Here is a 21,361-nt window from a genome sequence, read left to right as displayed (position 1 = left end):
TTATGCCCCTTGCGCCACGAAACGCGCAATAACGTCGCCCATTTCACTGGTACCGATCGCGTTGCTGGCGCTTGCCAGATCGGCGGTGCGGTAGCCCTCAGCCAGCGCAGTATTGACGGCTTTTTCGATCGCCTCTGCGGCATCATCTGCACCCAGACTGTAACGCAGCAGCAGCGCCAACGACAGAATCTGTGCGATCGGGTTAGCAATGTCTTTACCGGCGATATCCGGTGCGGAACCGCCAGCAGGTTCGTACAGACCAAAGCCTTGTTCGTTCAAGCTCGCGGAAGGCAGCATACCCATGGAGCCAGTAATCATGGCGCACTCGTCGGACAGAATGTCACCGAACAGGTTAGAACACAGCATCACGTCAAACTGAGAGGGATCTTTAATTAACTGCATTGTCGCGTTATCGATATACAGATGGGACAGCTTCACATCTGGATAGGCTTTAGCGACTTCTGTGACGATCTCGCGCCACAAAATAGAGCTTTGCAGCACGTTGGCTTTATCGATGGAAGTCACGATACTGCGGCGTTTACGGGCAGATTCAAACGCGATATGTGCGATGCGCTCAATCTCGAAACGGTGATACACCTCAGTATCGAATGCGCGCTCATACTGACCGCTACCTTCGCGTCCTTTCGGCTGACCAAAGTAGATCCCACCCGTCAGTTCACGGACGCACAGGATATCAAAGCCTTTTGCGGCGATGTCGCTACGCAGTGGACAAAATGCTTCCAGTCCTTGATACAGACGTGCGGGACGCAGGTTGCTGAACAGTTTGAAGTGCTTACGCAAAGGCAATAATGCACCGCGTTCCGGTTGCTCTGCGGGTGGCAAATGTTCCCATTTCGGCCCGCCCACGGAACCAAACAGAATCGCATCGGCCTGCTCGCAGCCCGTGACGGTCGCCTGCGGCAATGGTGTGCCCTGACGGTCAATGGCGATACCGCCAACGTCGTATTCACTGGTGGTAATGCGGATACCAAAACGCTGACGCACCGCATCCAGTACTTTGTGGGCCTGCGCCATTACTTCTGGGCCAATGCCGTCTCCGGGTAAAACGGCGATATGGTAGCTCTTTGTCATCACACTGTTTCCTGACTGTTTTGTTGTTTGCTATCGTTTTGTTGTTGGTTATTGTGCTGTTGCAGACGTTGAATTTCTTTTTCTACCTGCTGAGCACGTTTAATGTTGTTTAATACATTTACCATTGCCTGCGCGGAAGATTCAACGATATCCGTCGCCAAACCGACGCCGTGGAAACGACGGCCCTGATAATCCGCGACGATATCAACCTGACCCAGCGCATCACGCCCCTGACCTTTGGCCGTCAGTTGGTATTTAACCAGCGAAACCTGATAACCCGTAATGCGGTTGATCGCCTGATAAACGGCATCTACCGGACCATTACCCGTTGCGGCTTCTGACTGGGTTTCTTCACCACAGATCAGCTTGACCGAAGCGGTTGCCATTACGCTGGAGCCAGACTGAACGCTGAAATAGTCCAAACTGTAGAATTCAGGTTCTTCCTGCTGACGGCTGATAAAGGCCAGCGCTTCCAGATCGTAATCAAATACCTGACCTTTTTTATCTGCCAGTTTCAGGAAAGCGGAGTACAAGTCGTCCAGATTGTAATCGCTGTCTTGGTAGCCCATTTCTTCCATACGGTGTTTCACGGCGGCACGGCCAGAGCGAGAAGTCAGGTTCAACTGCACTTCTTTCAGCCCGATGGATTCCGGCGTCATGATTTCGTAGTTTTCACGATTCTTCAGCACGCCATCCTGATGAATGCCTGAAGAGTGGGCGAAGGCGTTGGCACCGACGACCGCTTTGTTGGCAGGAATAGGCATGTTGCAAATCTGGCTGACCAGTTGGCTGGTGCGGTAGATTTCCTGATGATTGATGTTGGTGTGGACATTCAGGAGGTTATGGCGAGTTTTTATCGCCATGATCACTTCTTCCAGTGAGCAGTTACCCGCACGTTCACCGATACCGTTCAACGTGCCTTCTACCTGACGAGCACCTGCATGAACCGCCGCCATGGCATTGCCGACGGCCAAGCCCAGATCGTCGTGAGTGTGAACAGAAATGATGGCTTTATCGATATTGGGGACACGTTGATACAGTGAAGCGATGATATTGCCGAACTCATGCGGCATGGTGTAGCCGACGGTGTCCGGGATATTAATGGTGCGAGCGCCCGCGTTAATTGCAGCTTCGACCACGCGACACAGATCGGGGATTGGCGTGCGGCCTGCATCTTCACAGGAGAATTCAACATCGTCTGTGTAGTTACGCGCGCGTTTGATCATGTAAATAGCGCGTTCAATGACTTCATCCAGCGTGCTGCGCAGCTTGGTGGAGATGTGCATCGGTGAGGTGGCGATGAAGGTGTGGATACGGAAGGCCTCTGCGACGCGCAGTGCTTCTGCGGCGACATCGATATCCTTTTCGACACAGCGGGTCAGACCGCACACACGACTATTCTTGATGTTGCGGGCAATGGTCTGAACGGATTCAAAGTCGCCGGGAGATGACACGGGAAAGCCGACTTCCATGACATCAACGCCCATACGTTCCAGGGCAAAGGCAATTTGCAGCTTTTCTTTTACGCTCAAACTCGCCTGTAAAGCCTGTTCACCATCGCGTAATGTGGTATCAAAAATAATGACTTGCTCGCTCATCGGTTTAGTTCCTTGTCGTGTCTACTTTGTACTTGGCGCTCGGCGAGTAAAAAAAAACCCGCGCATCAGCGCGGGTTTTTGTATCGTGTGGCGAGAAACTTAGTTCTTAACTCTGCCCACAAACCTACCGCGCAAGAAGGATGCGTTTAGTAGTAGGCCTAGTAGGACAGCAAAGTTGAACATGGGATCTCGTCATCTAAAATTCGGTGTTGCATTATTGGTACGCGATTATCAGGGTTATGTCAACTTTTGATTGATGTGACGTGCGTCAAGTAAACCAGCGATAGCCCACGGCGAATGAACGAAAGATCGTTGCGGTTTTGAACAATGGCGGTAGACTGCACGCCAAATAATATACAGCTGTACGCTGAAACGCTGTCACATTCATTTCCCTTATAAATTCTTTTACAGATGACTAATCATTTACAGCCATACCATGTGGTGCACCGGGTTCAAGATCGGATCAATCACTGCGCAGGTCGTATTGCGCTGCGCGAGTGGACGCCTACGGGCGAGCAGCAACTCACCTGGACACAGGCCGGACAGCGCATTCAGCGCATTGCCAGCGCGCTCTTAGCGCAGGGCGTGGATGTTCAGGAACGGGTTGCGATTTTCTCTCACAATTCGATGAATTGGTCGCTAGCCGACCTGGCATTGTTGCACCTGCGCGCAATCAGTGTGCCAGTTTATGCCACGAATACGGCGGCACAGGCGGCGTTCATTATCAATGACGCGGATATTCGTACGATATTCGTCGGGGGTCAGGAGCAATTGGATGCGCTGCTGGCGCTGCGCGATACCTGCCCACAGTTGCGAAACATTATCGTGATGGATAACGGCGTTAACCTGCGCGGTAGCGACATCGCACAATCCCTGCATGAATTTGAAGCGCAGGCCGTAGACGATTTCTGGCGTGATGAATGGCAAACGCGCATCGACAGCCGCGATCTCAACGATCTATTTACGCTGATTTATACCTCTGGCACTACCGGCGAGCCGAAAGGCGTCATGCTGGATTACACCAACATGGCGATGCAGCTTAAGCTGCATGACGATCGTCTGGATATGTCAGAAAATGACGTATCGCTCTGTTTCTTACCGCTTTCCCACGTATTTGAGCGCGCCTGGAGCTTTGTCATTATGCACCGCGGCGCGCAGAACGTGTATCTCAGCAACACAAATCTGGTGCGTGAGGCAATGCAGGCGGTGAAGCCGACGGTGATGTGTGCCGTTCCCCGTTTTTATGAAAAAGTGTATAGCGCCATCCATGAAAAAGTGGCGCAGGCGCCGTGGTATCGCCAGCGGCTCTTCAACTGGGCTGTCACGCAGGGGCAACACGCTTTTCTGGCGAGCCAAACCGCGAAGAAGGGCGGTCTTTTCCGTCGCGTGATGCACCACTATGCCGACCGTCTGGTGTTAGGGAAACTGCGCCAGCTTCTGGGCGGCGAAATTCGCTTTATGCCGGCAGCAGGCGCACGGCTGGATGACAATATCATTCTGTTTTTCCGGTCGATCGGGATTCGCATTATTTATGGTTATGGTATGACCGAAACCTGCGCGACGGTTTCCTGCTGGGAAGAAAACCGTTTCCGCTTAGGCTCTATTGGCACGCCGCTACCGGGCATTGATGTCCGTATTGGCGAGGAAAAAGAGATCCAGGTGCGCGGGGCGACCATCATGCGGGGGTATTTCCATCGTCCGCAAGAAACCGCGGACGCTTTTACCGAAGATGGCTGGCTGAAAACGGGCGATGCGGGAGAGCTGGATGCCAACGGTAACCTGTTTATTACCGAGCGATTGAAAGATCTGATGAAAACCTCGGGCGGTAAATATATCGCACCGCAGCATCTGGAAGGGACGCTGGGGCAGGATCGTTTTATCGAACAGGTTGCGATTATCGCGGACACGCGTAAGTACGTGTCTGCGCTGATTGTTCCCTGTTTCGAGGCGCTGGAAGAATATGCTCACTCTATTAATCTGAAGTACCACGATCGTCTGGAACTGTTGCGTCACAGCCATATTATTGAGCTGTTCGAACAGCGCCTGCGAGAAATGCAGAAAGAGCTTTCTCGCGTTGAGCAGGTGAAGAAATTCACGCTATTGCCTGTGCCGTTTTCGATGGCTGAAGGGGAACTGACGCCAACGCTCAAGCTGCGCAGGAAGATCATCAATCAGCGTTACCAGCTGGAGATTGATGCGATGTACGCCGAGTCTTGATGATGTCGTCGGCCGAAAAATGCGTTTCCTGAAAAGAAATGTGGTTTTTCGGCCTCAAGATTTCACTCTGTAATTTACCGTCTTCATGGACGATCTCTCAGGTCTACAGGTCTCTGATTAGTATTTTATCTCAGTTCTTTTTTCACTCACGTTCGATTTCCCCTAGGCCTGATTAAGAGCGGTGGTTTTTTGCCGTTTGTCTGCGTCATAATCTGGCGTTATGTTAATGGGTTATTAGCAACCCTATAATATTTCGTATTGTTGTCTATCCGTCATACTTCAAGTTGCATGTGCGTTGGCTGCGTTTAGTCACCCGAATCACTTACTTGAGTAAGCTCATCGGGATGCCTTCTCTTGCCGCCTTCCTGAAACTCGAATTATTTGGGATATACTAAAAGTTAACAGTATTAACACAACGTGAGCGCGGGGATTTCCCCCGGTCAATACAGAAACGGGCTCCGTTTTCTGAACAAAAGAGGCAGATCCATGGAGATGTTGTCAGGCGCCGAAATGGTGGTCCGATCGTTGATCGATCAGGGCGTAAAACATGTGTTCGGTTATCCGGGCGGTGCGGTGTTGGATATTTATGATGCCCTACACACGGTTGGCGGTATCGAGCATATTTTGGTGCGGCATGAGCAAGGTGCGGTACATATGGCCGATGGCTATGCGCGCGCGACGGGTGAGGTCGGTGTGGTGCTGGTTACCTCCGGTCCCGGTGCGACAAATGCCATTACCGGTATTGCGACGGCGTATATGGACTCCATTCCTATGGTGGTGTTATCCGGTCAGGTTGCTACCTCGCTGATTGGCTATGATTCCTTTCAGGAATGTGACACGGTGGGCATTTCCCGCCCTATCGTGAAGCACAGCTTTCTGGTCAAGAAAGTTGAAGATGTTCCGACGATCCTGAAAAAAGCGTTTTATCTGGCATCAACCGGACGTCCGGGGCCGGTAGTCGTCGATCTACCCAAAGACATCATGAATCCGGCAAATAAACTGCCGTATGTTTATCCCGAAAGCGTCAGCATGCGCTCCTATAGCCCAACGGTTCAAGGGCACAAAGGTCAGATTCGCCGTGCGTTGCAAACCCTGCTGGCGGCAGAAAAGCCGATTATCTACAGCGGTGGCGGCGTGATTAACGCGGAGTGCCATGAAGAGCTGCTGACGCTGGCGGAAAAGCTTAATTTGCCCGTGACAACGTCTCTGATGGGGCTGGGCGGCTTCCCGGGAACGCATCGTCAATGCCTCGGCATGCTGGGAATGCACGGGACGTACGAAGCCAACATGGCTATGCATAACGCCGATGTGATTTTTGCCGTTGGGGTGCGTTTCGATGACCGTACGACCAACAATCTGGCGAAATATTGCCCGAATGCGACGGTATTGCATATTGATATCGATCCCGCGTCGATTTCTAAAACGGTAAACGCAGATATCCCTATCGTGGGCGATGCCAAACAAGTGCTAAGCCTGATGTTGGAGTTGTTGGAACAGGATGGCGCACCGCAGCAGTTCGATGCGCTGCGCGACTGGTGGCAGGGTATCGAGCAGTGGCGTGGACGTCACTGTCTGAAATACGACACTGAAAGCGACAAAATTAAACCGCAGGCAGTGATTGAAACGCTGCATCGGCTGACTGAAGGTAAAGCCTATGTGGCATCGGATGTCGGCCAGCACCAGATGTTTGCTGCACTGTATTATCCTTTCGATTTACCACGTCGCTGGGTGAACTCAGGTGGACTGGGGACGATGGGCTTTGGCCTGCCTGCTGCGTTGGGCATTAAGCTTGCGCTGCCGGAAGAAACGGTCATTTGTGTGACGGGCGATGGCAGTATTCAGATGAATATTCAGGAGCTTTCTACGGCACTGCAATATGATCTGCCGGTCGTGGTGATCAACCTGAACAACCGTTTCCTTGGTATGGTGAAGCAGTGGCAGGACATGATTTACTCTGGCCGCCATTCCAGTTCTTATATGGAATCGTTACCGGATTTCGTCAAGCTGGCTGAAGCGTACGGTCACGTCGGGATTTCTATCGATACGCCGGATGAACTGGAAAGTAAGCTGTCGCAAGCACTGGCACAGAAAGATCGTCTGGTGTTTGTTGATATCAACATCGATAGCAGCGAGCATGTTTACCCCATGCAGATTCGCGGCGGGGCGATGGATGAAATGTGGTTGAGCAAAACGGAGAGAACCTGATCATGCGGCGGATTTTATCAGTATTACTTGAGAATGAATCAGGTGCTTTATCACGTGTCGTCGGTCTGTTTTCACAGCGTGGTTACAACATCGAAAGTCTGACGGTGGCACCAACCGAAGACCCTACGCTATCCCGTATGACGATTCAGACGGTAGGCGATGAGAAGGTGTTGGAACAGATCGAAAAACAACTGCACAAGCTGGTGGATGTTCTGCGCGTCAGCGAATTGGGGCAGGGCGCGCACGTTGAGCGTGAAATCATGCTGGTGAAGTTACAGGCTACAGGTTATGGCCGTGAAGAAGTGAAACGCTGCGCCGATATTTTCCGCGGGCAGATCGTGGATGTCACCGCCTCGCTGTATACCGTACAGCTTGCTGGCACCAGCGATAAACTGGATGCATTCCTCAGCGCTGTGCGTGAAGTTGCCGAAATTGTTGAGGTGGCGCGTTCAGGAGTTGTCGGCGTATCGCGCGGCGATAAGATAATGCGTTAATCAACTTCGCAGCTTTTTCCTTTAAGAGGCCCGATATTATCGTATCGGGCCTTTTTATTTCCCTTATCTTATATAAACGCAATATATTCAGCTTAAAAGGTGTCCATTATTGATATGGCAGCTTGAAATATGTGGGTAACGTGATAAAAGCAGTTGCCGTACAAAAGCTTCTGCTGTTAGATCTACGCCATATCCATGATGATTTTATGGTCATCACACTATTTATTTAGCCGGCCTATTTATTTTCCGGCCTACTAAGGGGTTACCGTGAAACTGGATGAAATCGCGCGTCTTGCGGGTGTTTCACGCACGACAGCCAGCTATGTCATTAACGGGAAAGCCAAACAATATCGCGTAAGCGATAAGACCGTTGAGAAAGTCATGGCTGTCGTCAGGGAGCACAATTATCATCCCAACGCCGTCGCGGCTGGATTACGTGCCGGACGCACACGTTCAATTGGTCTGGTTATTCCCGATCTGGAAAATACCAGCTATACGCGCATTGCCAATTATCTGGAGCGCCAGGCCAGACAGCGCGGATATCAGTTATTAATCGCATGTTCCGAAGATCAGCCGGATAACGAGATGCGGTGTATTGAGCATCTATTACAGCGGCAAGTTGATGCGATTATCGTTTCTACCGCGCTGCCACCCGAGCACCCGTTTTATCAGCGCTGGATAAACGGCGGCCTGCCGATTATTGCATTAGACCGAGCATTAGATCGCGAGCACTTTACCAGCGTGGTCGGGGCCGACCTTGAAGATGCCGAAATGTTGGCGCAGGAATTGAGGAAGGTGCCTGCTAAATCGGTACTCTACCTTGGGGCGTTACCTGAACTTTCCGTCAGTTTCCTGCGTGAACAGGGATTCCGTCAGGCATGGTCGGGCGATCCGCGTGAAGTGAATTATCTTTATTCCAATAGCTATGAGCGGGTGGCTGCTGCTGCTGCGTTTATGGATTATTTGAATAATAATCCTATGCCTGATGCGTTGTTCACCACTTCATTCCCACTATTGCAGGGGGTGATGGACGTTAACCTGAAGGTTAACGGGCGTTTGCCGAATAATCTGGCTATCGCGACCTTTGGGGATAATGAGCTGTTGGATTATCTGGAATGCCCAGTATTGTCTGTCGCCCAGCGTCATCGTGAAGTTGCTGAGCGTGTGCTGGAGTTGGTGTTGGCCAGTCTGGATGAACCGAAAAGGCCGAAGCCTGGCTTGAATCGTATTCGACGTAATCTGTACCGCCGTGGCTCATTGAGCCGCGCATAATATCCCTCTGCTTTTCTGCGCCATAGACTGCTATGGCGCCTCTTCTTTATCCGATCTCAATCCATTTTTATGGCAGTGCGACCCGGAATAGCCGACGACAATATTCCAGAAAGTAGCCGTACGTTACACCCATCACCATTGATATCACCAGATTACTGGTGACTGCGGTCAAAATTTGTGCCGGGCTTGCCCCGATAACCCAGAGAATCGCAGCATAGACAGGAGATTGAAAGCTAACATATGCAAACAGGTCAGCAACGCTGCGCACCAGGAAATGGTTGCCACCGTGACGTTTGGCCATATTCAACACGCGATCGCGGTAAAGCCCGTACGGCCAGGCAATAGCAATATTGACGGGGATAGATAGCAGACGTGAAGACAGCGACTGCTCGAAGCTCATCCCGGAAAGTATAATTTCAATTGCCATGCCGATGATGAAACAATAGACAACGAGTGCAAAGGTATCAGCGGTGACGCTTCGCAATCGTGATGTCGGGGAAAACATACCTAGGTGCTCCATTGTTAGGTCGGATAAACTGCTTAAGTCTATTTGTGTGGTTTTTTGTTATGTCTTATTTTATTTGCGTAGTTTACATCACTGAATGATTGGCTTGGTATTAGTGAAAAGTTTTTATTTATGTTCGTTTTTTATACTTTTCCGCTACTTTATGTCTATCCAATAATTTTCCCGTTTTTTTATCGCGAGATGAAATTTAAAATCATTTAAAAACAATGCATTAATTTATTTTTGAGCCATGGGGTTTCTGCAACGCGTTAATTATGTGGAAGCCTTAAAGGAAGTGAGGGAATGACCGATAAACAAAGGTTACTTTTGACGCCGTTGTTTAAGGCTTCTTAGGATGTACTGGTGTTCATTTTATTCGACGTGATTCCTGAGCCTGTTGTTCTTTCAGTGGGAACCTGTATTCATCGTAGAGAGACGTAAATGAGCGTAAATCGACGGATTAATGCAGAATCGATGGCGTTGATGTTAAAAATGTGACATTGAGCAAATGTTTGCACCCACGGTATGATCCCGCGTGATTCGGTAAGCCTTGACATTCAAGGTGTTCGGCTTAATGAGACAATTCTGAAAGCTTTTATCTTTGGTATCAGGTTGTGACAATAAAAATAATCGATATGTTGAAGTTGGCGGCGATATGTTTGCAATGAACCCTTTTTACTGCAAATTTTCCTCAAATTATCATGATGTTAATCACTGTTAATTCCGACTCCTTATTCTTTTTACCTCTATGCTGGCCCAAATTCATTCAGGAATAATCCCAAAGCGCGTCCGCTCTGGCTTGACAAGGTTTTCATACCCTCCGTACACTCTTAAAGGTGGGATTTTGTGGGGTAAAGTGGTGAAAAAGGTGATGGAGGGGTAACTCAGGTATGTTTCGTGGGGCTACGCTGGTTAACCTCGACAGTAAAGGGCGTCTTGCTGTGCCTACCCGATACCGGGAAATGCTGAATGAGGAATCGCAAGGTCAAATGGTTTGTACCATTGACCTGCATCAGCCATGCCTGCTGCTTTATCCCTTACCTGAATGGGAAATCATTGAACAAAAATTGTCTCGCTTGTCGAGCATGAACCCCGTTGAGCGCCGTGTGCAGCGTTTGTTATTGGGGCATGCCAGCGAGTGTCAAATGGATAGTGCAGGGCGTTTGTTGATTGCGAATACGTTAAGGCAGCATGCGGACCTTAAAAAAGAAGTGATGCTAGTCGGGCAGTTCAACAAGTTTGAGCTGTGGGATGAACAGACTTGGTATCAACAGGTCAAGGATGATATTGACGCTGAACAATCGACTCAGGAGCCTTTGTCTGAGCGGTTGCAGGACCTATCGCTATAGCCATGCTGGAAAATTATAAACATACCACCGTCCTGCTGGATGAGGCCGTAAATGGCCTGAATATTCGCAGCGGCGGCACATACATCGACGGCACATTTGGCCGTGGTGGTCACTCTCGTCTCATTCTTTCCCAACTCGGGCCGGAAGGGCGTCTGTTAGCTATTGACCGCGATCCTCAGGCCATTGAAGCAGCCAAGGCGATTAACGATCCGCGTTTCTCCATTATTCATGGGCCGTTCTCTGCAATGGCGGATTATGTCGAGGAGCTTGGGCTTACCGGGCAAATCGATGGTGTTTTGCTCGATCTCGGCGTTTCTTCCCCACAACTTGATGACCCTGAGCGTGGGTTCTCATTTATGCGCGATGGCCCGCTGGATATGCGTATGGACCCGACGCGCGGTTTGTCTGCTGCCGAGTGGCTGATGAAAGCGGAAGCTGACGACATTGTCTGGGTATTGAAAACGTTCGGTGAAGAGCGTTTTGCCAAGCGTATTGCCCGCGCCATTGTGGAACGTAATCGTACTGAGCCGATGACGCGTACAAAAGAACTGGCGGAATTGATTGCTGCTGCTAGCCCGGTTCGGGAAAAGCATAAACATCCTGCAACGCGCAGCTTTCAGGCGATCCGCATTTATATCAATAGTGAACTGGAAGAGATCGAACGTGCGTTAGAAGGTGCGCTGAGCGTACTGGCTCCGCAGGGACGTCTGTCGGTGATCAGCTTCCATTCGTTAGAAGATCGGATTGTAAAACGGTTTATCCGTCATCAAAGTCGTGGACCACAGGTTCCTGCCGGCCTGCCACTAACGGAAGCGCAACTGCGCAGCCAAGGTGGACAGACATTAAAGCCTGTTGGAAAGAAACTGATGCCTTCGGAAGAAGAAGTTGCAGAAAACCCGCGTGCGCGTAGTTCCGTGCTGCGGTTTGCTGAGAGACTGCCGGCATGATCGGTAATGAGCGGCATACTCTGGTCGGCGTCATCGGCGAGGATCTGCTACGCAATGCAAAACTCCCGGTGCTGCTGATGGTTGCCGTGTTGATTTCAGCCGTTTTTGTCGTAACGACGGCGCACCGGACGCGCTTGCTGACAGCGGAGCGCGAACGGCTTCTACTGGAGCGTGATGCGCTGGATATCGAATGGCGAAATCTGATCCTGGAGGAAAACTCATTAGGGGATCATAGCCGCGTTGAGCGGATCGCGACGGAAAAGCTGCAAATGGGGCATGTTGATCCGTCACAGGAAAACATTGTGGTTAAGTAATGAACTAAATAGGCAATCAACCAAGCATGAAAGCAGCCCGTACAGGAAAGTTAAAGCGCCAAGAAGAACAAGCCAGCTTTGTTAGCTGGCGTTTTGCGTTGCTTTGCGGCTGTATCCTGCTTGCGATGGTTGGCTTGATGGCTCGCGCGGCTTATCTTCAGGTGATCAATCCAGACAAACTGGTGCGCGAAGGCGATATGCGTTCCCTACGTGTTCAGGAAGTGCCGACAGCGCGCGGTATGATCAGCGATCGCGCTGGCCGTCCTTTGGCCGTTAGCGTGCCAGTAAATGCCGTATGGGCAGATCCGAAAGAAGTGAACGATCGTGGTGGCATCACGCTGGATACGCGCTGGAAAGCACTTTCTGACGCGCTCGATATTCCGTTAGATCAGTTGGCAACCAAAATCAATGCTAACCCGAAAGGGCGCTTCGTTTATCTGGCGCGTCAGGTGAATCCGGCTATTGGCGAATACGTTCATAAGCTGAAATTGCCAGGAATTAATCTGCGGCAGGAGTCTCGCCGGTACTATCCTTCTGGGCAAGTTACCTCTCATCTCATCGGTTTCACCAATATCGATGGGCAAGGCATCGAAGGGGTAGAGAAAAGTTTTGACCGCTGGCTGACCGGGCAACCCGGTGAACGCACCGTGCGAAAAGACCGATTTGGCCGCGTGATTGAAGATATCTCCTCCGTTGACAGCCAGGCAGCACATAATTTGGCGCTCAGTATTGATGAGCGTTTGCAGGCGCTGGTGTACCGTGAACTTAATAACGCAGTGGCCTTTAACAAAGCTGAATCGGGAACGGCCGTACTGGTCGATGTGAATACCGGTGAAGTATTGGCAATGGCGAATAGCCCGTCTTATAACCCGAACAATCTGGCGGGTACGCCGAAAGACATCATGCGTAATCGCGCGATCACCGATATCTTCGAACCAGGGTCTACCGTTAAACCGATGGTGGTAATGACGGCCTTGCAGCGCGGCGTGGTGAAAGAAAATAGCGTACTCAACACGCTGCCTTACTACGTCAACGGTCATGAAATCAAAGATGTGGCGCGCTACAGCGAATTAACGCTAGCCGGTATTCTTCAAAAATCGAGTAACGTTGGCGTGTCTAAGCTGGCGTTAGCGATGCCTTCCTCTGCGCTGGTCGACACTTACGCCCGCTTTGGATTAGGAAAAGCGACCAATTTGGGGTTGGTCGGAGAAAGCAGTGGCTTATATCCTCAAAAACAACGGTGGTCTGACGTAGAGCGGGCCACCTTTTCTTTCGGCTATGGGCTGATGGTAACCCCGTTACAGTTAGCGCGAGTCTATGCCACGATCGGCAGTTTCGGTATTTACCGTCCGCTGTCGATTACCAAAGTTGATCCCCCTGTGCCTGGCGAGCGCGTCTTCCCAGAAGCGCTCGTGCGTTCCGTGGTGCACATGATGGAAAGCGTTGCACTGCCCGGCGGTGGCGGCACCAAGGCTGCGATCAAAGGTTACCGTATCGCGATTAAAACCGGTACGGCCAAGAAAGTCGGTCCAGATGGTAAATACATCAATAAATACATTGCCTATACGGCGGGTGTGGCGCCAGCCAGTAACCCACGTTTTGCTCTGGTTGTCGTGATCAACGATCCGCAGGCAGGGAAGTACTACGGCGGCGCGGTTTCTGCGCCAATCTTTGGCGCCATCATGGGGGGCGTTCTGCGTACGATGAATATCGAACCGGATGCGTTACCTGCGGGCGACAAAAACGAGTTTGTAATTAATAGAGAAGAGGGATCAGGTGGCAGATCGTAATTTGCGCGATTTACTTGCTCCGTGGGTGCAAGACACCCCGGCGTGTGCGCTGCGGGAAATGACATTAGACAGCCGCGTTGCGGCTGCCGGGGATCTGTTTGTCGCGATTGTCGGGCACAAAGCAGATGGACGGCGCTATATTCCGCAGGCAATTGCGCAAGGCGTAGCAGCGATTGTTGCCGAAGCAGAAGGTGAAGCTGCTGACGGTACGATTCGCGAAATGCACGGTGTGCCAGTGGTCTATCTCAGTAATCTGAATCAGCGGCTTTCCGCGCTGGCAGGCCGTTTTTATCGTCAGCCTGCGGAAAGGTTACAGCTGGTTGGTGTAACGGGAACCAATGGAAAAACGACAACGACTCAGCTTCTTGCTCAGTGGAGTCAGGCGTTAGGCGAAACGAGTGCCGTGATGGGCACCGTAGGCAATGGTCTATTGGGGCGTGCCATTCCGACAGAGAATACAACAGGGTCTGCTGTAGATGTTCAGCAGGTGCTGAGCCAACTGGTAGAGCAAGGCGCGACCTTTGCCGCAATGGAAGTGTCTTCCCATGGGCTGGTACAAAACCGTGTGGCCGCGCTGCCGTTTGCGGCGGCCGTGTTCACCAACTTGAGCCGCGACCATCTTGATTACCACGGCGATATGGAAAGCTATGAAGCGGCCAAGTGGGCGTTGTTCGCTGAGCATCGCGTTGGTCAGATGATTATCAATGCTGATGATGAGGTTGGGCTGCGTTGGCTGGCGAAGCTGCCGGATGCGGTTGCTGTGACGATGGAAAACAATTTGGTCCCCGGCTGCCGTGGGCGCTGGCTGAAAGCGACACAGATTGATTATCACGATAACGGCGCCACGATTGCGTTTGATTCAAGCTGGGGACATGGCGAAATTGAAAGTCGCCTGATGGGCGCGTTTAACGTCAGCAATATGCTGTTGGCGCTGGCAACATTGCTGTCTCTAGGTTATCCGCTCGACAAGCTCGTCATCGCCGGATCGCAACTACAACCCGTATGTGGGCGCATGGAAGTTTTCCATGCTGAAGGCAAACCAACGGTCGTTGTTGATTATGCTCACACGCCGGATGCGCTGGAAAAAGCGCTTGAAGCGGCGCGTTTGCACTGTCTGGGTAAACTCTGGTGTGTGTTTGGCTGCGGCGGCGATCGCGATAAAGGTAAGCGCCCACTTATGGGCGGCATCGCAGAACAACTGGCCGATCGTGTTGTAGTGACTGATGATAACCCGCGCAGTGAAGAGCCTCAGGCAATTGTTGCCGATATTCTCTCCGGGCTGCTGGATGCCGGGCGGGTTCAGGTGATTCACGGACGTGCTGAAGCTGTCACTAGCGCGATCATGCAGGCGCAGGAAAATGACGTGGTGCTGGTTGCGGGCAAAGGACACGAAGATTATCAACTGGTTGGCAATCAGCGTCTTGATTATTCCGATCGCATCACTGTTGCTCGTCTGCTGGGGGTGATCGCATGATTCGCGTTTCCCTACAGCAGCTTGCCACGGTGCTGAATGCGCAGCTCATTGGTGAAAACATTGATATTGACGATGTTTCAACGGATACGCGTAAGCTGACGTCCGGCTGTTTGTTTGTTGCGCTGAAAGGCGAGAAATTTGATGCGCATGATTATGCCGCAGACGCGGTAAAAGGCGGTGCGGCGGCTCTGTTAGTCAGTAAGCACTTACCTCTTGATGTTCCCCAACTGTTGGTAAGCGATACACGTTTAGCATTAGGTCAAGTGGCGGCCTGGGTTCGCCAGCAGTCAACGGCGCGCGTTGTTGCACTGACCGGTTCTTCCGGCAAAACCTCGGTTAAAGAGATGACCGCGGCGATTCTGCGTCAGTGCGGTTCGGTTCTGTATACCGCGGGTAACTTCAATAACGACATCGGCGTGCCGTTAACGCTGCTTCGTTTGACGGCGGAACACCAGTTTGCAGTGATTGAACTAGGGGCGAATCACATTGGTGAGATTGCCTATACCACCGATCTGGTGCGGCCGGAAAGTGCGCTGGTCAATAATCTGGCTGCTGCGCATCTGGAAGGCTTTGGTTCGCTGGCCGGCGTGGCGCAGGCGAAAGGTGAGATTTTTTCTGGTTTGCCAGCAGACGGCGTTGCGATCGTGAATGCGGACAGTAACGATTTCCCGCACTGGCAGGCCACACTGAATCATAAAACCGTTTGGCGGTTCTCGCCGCAGGCTGCTTGCGATATCGATTTTTTTGCCAGCGACGTAGCCGTTTTGGCACAAGGTACGCGCTTTACTCTGCACACGCCGTTTGGCGAAACGCAGGTTTTGCTGCCTTTACCTGGTCGACATAATGTGTCGAACGCACTGGCGGCGGCTGCGCTGGCGATGTCCGTCGGGGCGACGCTAGAGGCCGTTAAAACAGGATTATCTCAACTTCAAGCGGTGCCAGGGCGATTGTTTCCGATTGCCTTGTCCGAAGGCAAGCTGCTGTTGGATGACAGCTATAACGCCAATGTGGGTTCCATGACGGCGGCAGCACAGGTACTGGCGGAGATGCCGGGCTACCGTGTGATGGCTGTCGGCGATATGGGAGAGCTGGGAGAGGAAGCCCCCGAGTGTCATCGTCAAGTAGGCGAAGCCGCACGTGTTGCGGGTATTGATTGCGTATTGAGTGTGGGAACGTTGAGTGAATTGATCGGCGCTGCCAGCGGCAATGGTGAACATTTTCATGATAAGGCCGCGCTGGTTTCACGTTTGAAGGTGCTGATGTCAGAACATAACGTCATCAGCGTATTGGTCAAAGGCTCACGCAGTGCTGCGATGGAGCAGGTTGTACATGCATTACAGGAGAATGCGCAATGTTAGTATGGCTGGCCGAACATTTGGCCAAACTTTATACCGGTTTTAACGTCTTTTCTTATTTGACGTTCCGCGCCATTGTCAGCCTGCTGACCGCATTGGTTATCTCTCTATGGATGGGGCCGCATATGATCGCCTGGCTGCAACGTTTGCAGATTGGGCAGGTTGTGCGTAACGAAGGGCCAGAATCGCATTTTAGCAAACGTGGAACCCCGACAATGGGGGGCGTGATGATTCTGGTCGCGATTATCGTTTCCGTTTTGATGTGGGCGAATCTGTCTAACCCTTATGTCTGGTGCGTGCTGCTTGTGTTAGCGGGCTATGGCGCCGTCGGTTTTGTTGATGATTATCGCAAAGTGGTACGTAAGGATACTAAAGGGTTGATTGCACGCTGGAAATACTTCTGGCAGTCCGTGATTGCGCTCGTGGTGGCTTTCACTATGTACTCCATCGGTAAAGATACGCCAGCAACGCAGCTGGTTGTGCCATTTTTCAAAGACGTGATGCCGCAATTGGGCCTGCTGTATGTTGCGCTAGCCTATTTTGTCATTGTCGGCACCAGTAATGCCGTAAACCTGACTGACGGCCTGGATGGATTGGCAATCATGCCGACCGTGTTTGTTGCTGCGGGTTTTGCACTGGTGGCATGGGCGACAGGGAACATGAATTTTGCCGGCTATTTGCATATTCCGTATATCCGTCATGCCAGCGAGCTGGTGATTGTCTGTACTGCGATTGTGGGGGCTGGGCTCGGCTTCCTGTGGTTTAACACCTATCCGGCGCAGGTCTTCATGGGAGACGTAGGTTCACTGGCACTGGGCGGCGCACTGGGTACTATCGCGGTACTGTTACGTCAGGAGTTTTTGTTAGTGATTATGGGCGGCGTTTTCGTCGTCGAAACGCTGTCGGTGATTCTGCAAGTCGGGTCCTTTAAGTTGCGCGGGCAGCGGATTTTCCGCATGGCGCCCATTCATCATCATTATGAACTTAAGGGCTGGCCGGAACCGCGCGTGATTGTGCGCTTCTGGATTATTTCGTTGATGCTGGTGCTGATTGGCCTGGCAACGCTGAAGGTACGATAAGACATGGTGGACTATCAGGGTAAAAAAGTCGTCATTATCGGGTTGGGTCTGACCGGGCTTTCCTGTGTTGATTTCTTTCTCGCGCGTGGTGTCGTACCGCGCGTGGTGGATACCCGTATCAGTCCACCGGGTCTGGATAAGCTGCCAGAACAGGTGGAACGACATCTTGGTAGCTTGAATGAAGACTGGCTGATGAATGCGGATTTGATTGTCGCCAGCCCCGGTGTGGCGTTGGCGACGCCGATTCTGTGTGACGCCGCTGATGCTGGTATTGAGATTGTTGGCGATATCGAACTGTTCTGCCGTGAAGCGCAGGCCCCGATTGTGGCGATTACCGGTTCGAACGGTAAAAGTACGGTGACAACGCTGGTCGGTGAAATGGCGCGCGCGGCAGGCTGGCAGGTGGGCGTCGGTGGCAACATTGGCCTTCCTGCGCTGCAACTGCTGGAACAGCCTGCTCAACTGTATGTACTGGAACTGTCGAGCTTCCAACTGGAAACGACGAGTAGTCTGCATGCCGCAGCGGCTACCATTCTGAACGTAACGGAAGATCACACCAACCGTTACCCGTTTGGCCTACAGCAGTATCGTGCAGCGAAATTGCGTATCTATGAAAATGCAGATTTGTGCGTGGTGAATGCAGACGATGCGTTGACCATGCCAGTTCGCGGTGCAGATGTGCGCTGTCGCAGTTTTGGTGTTGATGTCGGTGATTATCATCTTAACCGCCAGCAGGGCGAAACCTGGCTGCGGGTGAACGGTGAACGTGTGCTCAACACCCGCGAAATCAAGCTTGTTGGACAGCACAACTATACGAACGCATTAGCAGCACTGGCACTGGCTGATGCCGTGAAGATTCCGCGGGCTTCTGCACTGGCGGCATTGACGTCATTTACCGGGCTGCCGCACCGTTTTCAAATGGCCTTCGAGCACAACGGCGTACGGTGGATCAATGATTCTAAAGCCACCAATGTGGGCAGCACTGAGGCCGCATTAAGCGGTTTGACCGTCGACGGCACGTTGCACCTGCTGTTAGGGGGGGATGGAAAATCTGCCGACTTCTCGCCGCTGGTGCCGTATTTACAGGGTGAGCGTATTCGCTTGTATTGTTTTGGACGTGATGGTGAACAACTGGCTGCGTTGCGCCCGGAAATTGCCGAGCAGACGGACACGATGGAACAGGCAATGCGTATCATCGCCGAACACGTTAAGCCCGGTGACATGGTGTTGCTGTCGCCAGCTTGCGCAAGCCTGGATCAGTTTCGCAGTTTTGAACAGCGAGGCGATGAGTTTGCTCGCCTGGCGAAGGAATTAGGTTGATGCGTTTCTTTGGGTTGGCATTTATTGAACGTATCAAAAGCTGGGTCATGGGGACGCGCGAAAGCGATACGTTGAGCATCGTTCTGTACGATAGAACGCTCGTGTGGTTAACGCTTGGCCTGGCTGTGATTGGTTTTGTGATGGTGACCTCGGCATCTATGCCTGTCGGGCAGCGTCTTGCCAACGACCCGTTTTTGTTCGCGAAGCGTGATGCGATTTATCTGGGGTTAGCATTTGGTTTGTCGTTAATTACGCTGCGTGTCCCGATGGAAATATGGCAACGCTATAGTCCAGTGCTGTTATTGCTCGCCATGGTCATGCTGCTGGTTGTACTCGCGGTAGGCAGTTCGGTCAACGGTGCGTCGCGCTGGATTTCTCTGGGGCCGTTACGCATCCAGCCCGCGGAGTTATCCAAGCTGGCGTTGTTTTGCTACCTGTCCAGCTATATGGTGCGCAAAGTTGAAGAAGTACGAAACAACTTCTGGGGCTTTTGCAAACCAATGGGCGTGATGGTGGTGTTGGCAGTGCTATTGCTGGCCCAGCCTGACCTCGGTACGGTGGTTGTGCTGTTCATTACGACGTTGGCGATGTTGTTTCTGGCCGGCGCTAAGATGTGGCAGTTTCTGGCGATCATTGGTTCCGGTGCCTTTGCCGTTGGGCTGCTGATTGTGGCTGAACCTTATCGTATGCGGCGCGTAACGTCTTTCTGGAATCCGTGGGATGATCCGTTCGGCGATGGCTATCAGTTAACACAATCTCTGATGGCGTTTGGACGCGGCGAGTTCTGGGGGCAAGGCCTGGGGAATTCAGTACAGAAACTGGAATATTTGCCGGAGGCACATACCGATTTCATTTTCTCTATTTTAGGTGAGGAACTGGGGTATATCGGTGTGGTTTTGGCGTTGTTAATGATATTCTTCGTCGCTTTTCGCGCGATGTCTATTGGAAAGCGGGCGCTGGAGATCGATCAGCGTTTTTCAGGCTTTCTGGCATGTTCAATTGGTGTTTGGTTTAGCTTTCAAACGCTGGTGAACGTAGGCGCAGCTGCGGGGATGCTGCCGACGAAAGGGTTAACGCTACCGCTGATCAGTTATGGTGGTTCCAGTTTGCTGATTATGTCGACGGCGATTGTTTTGTTGTTACGCATTGATTTTGAAACGCGTCTGACAAAAGCGCAGGCGTTTACGAGAGGTGCCCGATGAGTGGCGAAGGCAAGCGTTTGATGGTGATGGCTGGCGGCACGGGTGGACATGTCTTCCCTGGGCTGGCGGTTGCACATCATCTGATGGCGCAGGGCTGGCAGGTTCGCTGGTTAGGTACAGCGGATCGTATGGAAGCCGATTTGGTGCCTAAGCATGGTATCGAAATTGATTTTATCCGCATTTCTGGGTTACGCGGTAAAGGCATTCGGGCGCAGCTAAGCGCACCGATTCGTATTTTTCAGGCAGTGCGTCAGGCGCGGGCGATTATGCGCCGTTACCAGCCTGATGTCGTGCTGGGGATGGGCGGTTATGTTTCCGGTCCCGGTGGCTTGGCTGCCTGGCTGTGCGGCATTCCGGTTGTCCTACATGAGCAGAACGGTATTGCAGGGCTAACCAATCGTTGGTTATCCCATATCGCCAAAAAGGTATTGCAGGCATTCCCGGGGGCGTTTCCTAAGGCAGATGTTGTGGGGAACCCGGTAAGAACTGATGTGTTGACACTGCCTGCGCCGGAAACACGATTAGCCGATCGCTCAGGCCCTGTGAGGGTGCTGGTTGTCGGTGGTAGTCAGGGAGCGAGAGTGCTGAACCACACGCTTCCCGGTGTGGCAGAGCAGTTGGGGGAGCGTATTACGATTTGGCATCAGGTCGGTAAAGGTGCGCTATCAACTGTTCAACTGGCTTATCAGGATGTTGGGCAGACTCAGCACAAGATTACCGAGTTTATTGATGATATGGCGGCAGCTTACGCTTGGGCAGACGTGGTGGTATGCCGCTCTGGTGCCTTGACCGTCAGTGAAATTGCAGCGGCAGGGCTACCAGCTCTGTTTGTGCCGTTTCAGCATAAAGATCGGCAGCAGTACTGGAATGCGCTGCCGTTGGAAAAGGCTGGCGCGGCAAAAATTATTGAGCAGCCACAGTTTAGCGTGGCATCTGTTAGCGAGGTGCTGTCTGCTTGGGATCGCACAACTTTGCTGGCGATGGCGCAAAAAGCCCGCGCAGTGGCGATTCCAGATGCAACCGAACGGGTTGCGGCGGAGGTCAGTACAGCGGCAGGCAGTCGGGCCACACACGTGGCTCATGGTTAATTAATACAGCGTTGTCGGGTAGGAGACTGTCCGGTGACGCTACAAGGTAGCGATAGAATA

The 21,361-nt window shown here is 52.0% G+C and carries 17 protein-coding genes; 14 read left to right on the top strand and 3 right to left on the bottom strand.

Annotated features, from left to right (window positions below):
* Together leuB and leuA are read right to left on the bottom strand one after the other, a co-directional pair.
* Complete coding sequence (leuB, locus tag E2566_RS18095) at positions 1 to 1,092, bottom strand: 3-isopropylmalate dehydrogenase (RefSeq protein ID WP_107169256.1); 1,092 nt, start codon at positions 1,090 to 1,092, stop codon at positions 1 to 3.
* The gene (gene leuA / locus E2566_RS18090; RefSeq protein WP_107169257.1) at positions 1,092 to 2,690 is read right to left on the bottom strand and encodes a 2-isopropylmalate synthase; all 1,599 of its coding nucleotides are present in this window, start codon (positions 2,688 to 2,690) and stop codon (positions 1,092 to 1,094) included. Before leuA ends, leuB begins: the two co-directional genes overlap by 1 nt.
* Before the next feature lie 411 nt (positions 2,691 to 3,101).
* Between leuA and E2566_RS18085 the strand changes: the two genes are divergently transcribed.
* The 4 genes from E2566_RS18085 to cra all read left to right on the top strand — a co-directional run bounded on the left by E2566_RS18085 (position 3,102) and on the right by cra (position 8,878).
* On the top strand, positions 3,102 to 4,907 hold the full coding sequence (locus E2566_RS18085) for an AMP-dependent synthetase/ligase (protein ID WP_107169258.1): 1,806 nt from the start codon (positions 3,102 to 3,104) through the stop codon (positions 4,905 to 4,907).
* A 486-nt stretch (positions 4,908 to 5,393) separates the two neighbouring features.
* On the top strand, positions 5,394 to 7,112 hold the full coding sequence (ilvI, locus tag E2566_RS18080) for an acetolactate synthase 3 large subunit (protein ID WP_107171039.1): 1,719 nt from the start codon (positions 5,394 to 5,396) through the stop codon (positions 7,110 to 7,112).
* Positions 7,113 to 7,114: 2 nt separating this feature from the next.
* Complete coding sequence (gene ilvN / locus E2566_RS18075) at positions 7,115 to 7,606, top strand: acetolactate synthase small subunit (RefSeq protein ID WP_165800684.1); 492 nt, start codon at positions 7,115 to 7,117, stop codon at positions 7,604 to 7,606.
* Between the two features lie 267 nt (positions 7,607 to 7,873).
* The gene (gene cra / locus E2566_RS18070) at positions 7,874 to 8,878 is read left to right on the top strand and encodes a catabolite repressor/activator (protein ID WP_107171040.1); all 1,005 of its coding nucleotides are present in this window, start codon (positions 7,874 to 7,876) and stop codon (positions 8,876 to 8,878) included.
* A gap of 67 nt (positions 8,879 to 8,945) precedes the next feature.
* Here cra and E2566_RS18065 read toward each other — a convergent pair whose 3' ends face one another.
* Positions 8,946 to 9,383, bottom strand: a complete 438-nt coding sequence (locus E2566_RS18065; protein ID WP_107171041.1) for an L-alanine exporter AlaE — start codon at positions 9,381 to 9,383, stop codon at positions 8,946 to 8,948.
* 890 nt (positions 9,384 to 10,273) lie between these two features.
* On the opposite strand from E2566_RS18065, the gene mraZ reads away from it, so the two are divergent.
* Genes mraZ through murG form a run of 10 tightly spaced genes read left to right on the top strand, consistent with a single transcriptional unit; the run spans position 10,274 to position 21,301 of the window.
* On the top strand, positions 10,274 to 10,732 hold the full coding sequence (mraZ, locus tag E2566_RS18060; protein WP_107171042.1) for a division/cell wall cluster transcriptional repressor MraZ: 459 nt from the start codon (positions 10,274 to 10,276) through the stop codon (positions 10,730 to 10,732).
* Positions 10,733 to 10,734: 2 nt separating this feature from the next.
* Complete coding sequence (rsmH, locus tag E2566_RS18055) at positions 10,735 to 11,679, top strand: 16S rRNA (cytosine(1402)-N(4))-methyltransferase RsmH (protein ID WP_107171043.1); 945 nt, start codon at positions 10,735 to 10,737, stop codon at positions 11,677 to 11,679.
* The gene (gene ftsL, locus E2566_RS18050; RefSeq protein WP_107171044.1) at positions 11,676 to 11,993 is read left to right on the top strand and encodes a cell division protein FtsL; all 318 of its coding nucleotides are present in this window, start codon (positions 11,676 to 11,678) and stop codon (positions 11,991 to 11,993) included. The genes rsmH and ftsL overlap by 4 nt, the downstream gene beginning before the upstream one ends.
* A gap of 26 nt (positions 11,994 to 12,019) precedes the next feature.
* Positions 12,020 to 13,783 carry a peptidoglycan glycosyltransferase FtsI gene (locus E2566_RS18045; RefSeq protein ID WP_107171045.1) on the top strand — a complete coding sequence of 588 codons (1,764 nt, stop codon included), beginning with the start codon at positions 12,020 to 12,022 and terminating at the stop codon, positions 13,781 to 13,783.
* On the top strand, positions 13,770 to 15,257 hold the full coding sequence (murE, locus tag E2566_RS18040) for a UDP-N-acetylmuramoyl-L-alanyl-D-glutamate--2,6-diaminopimelate ligase (RefSeq protein ID WP_107171046.1): 1,488 nt from the start codon (positions 13,770 to 13,772) through the stop codon (positions 15,255 to 15,257). The genes E2566_RS18045 and murE overlap by 14 nt, the downstream gene beginning before the upstream one ends.
* Positions 15,254 to 16,615 carry a UDP-N-acetylmuramoyl-tripeptide--D-alanyl-D-alanine ligase gene (gene murF, locus E2566_RS18035; RefSeq protein WP_107171047.1) on the top strand — a complete coding sequence of 454 codons (1,362 nt, stop codon included), beginning with the start codon at positions 15,254 to 15,256 and terminating at the stop codon, positions 16,613 to 16,615. Before murE ends, murF begins: the two co-directional genes overlap by 4 nt.
* Positions 16,609 to 17,691 (top strand): phospho-N-acetylmuramoyl-pentapeptide-transferase, encoded by a 1,083-nt coding sequence (mraY, locus tag E2566_RS18030; protein ID WP_010298023.1) that lies wholly within the window; start codon positions 16,609 to 16,611, stop codon positions 17,689 to 17,691. The genes murF and mraY overlap by 7 nt, the downstream gene beginning before the upstream one ends.
* 3 nt (positions 17,692 to 17,694) lie before the next feature.
* Entirely contained in the window at positions 17,695 to 19,011 is a 1,317-nt protein-coding gene (gene murD / locus E2566_RS18025; protein ID WP_107171048.1) for a UDP-N-acetylmuramoyl-L-alanine--D-glutamate ligase, read from the top strand.
* On the top strand, positions 19,011 to 20,213 hold the full coding sequence (ftsW, locus tag E2566_RS18020) for a cell division protein FtsW (RefSeq protein ID WP_107171049.1): 1,203 nt from the start codon (positions 19,011 to 19,013) through the stop codon (positions 20,211 to 20,213). Before murD ends, ftsW begins: the two co-directional genes overlap by 1 nt.
* The gene (gene murG, locus E2566_RS18015; protein WP_107171050.1) at positions 20,210 to 21,301 is read left to right on the top strand and encodes an undecaprenyldiphospho-muramoylpentapeptide beta-N-acetylglucosaminyltransferase; all 1,092 of its coding nucleotides are present in this window, start codon (positions 20,210 to 20,212) and stop codon (positions 21,299 to 21,301) included. The genes ftsW and murG overlap by 4 nt, the downstream gene beginning before the upstream one ends.
* Positions 21,302 to 21,361 lie beyond the last annotated feature (60 nt).

Source organism: Pectobacterium punjabense (assembly GCF_012427845.1).
In the GTDB taxonomy this organism is placed as follows: Bacteria; Pseudomonadota; Gammaproteobacteria; order Enterobacterales; family Enterobacteriaceae; genus Pectobacterium; species Pectobacterium punjabense.
The sequence above is the reverse complement of the archived record's forward strand: the minus strand, read 5'-3'. Positions and strand labels throughout refer to the sequence as shown.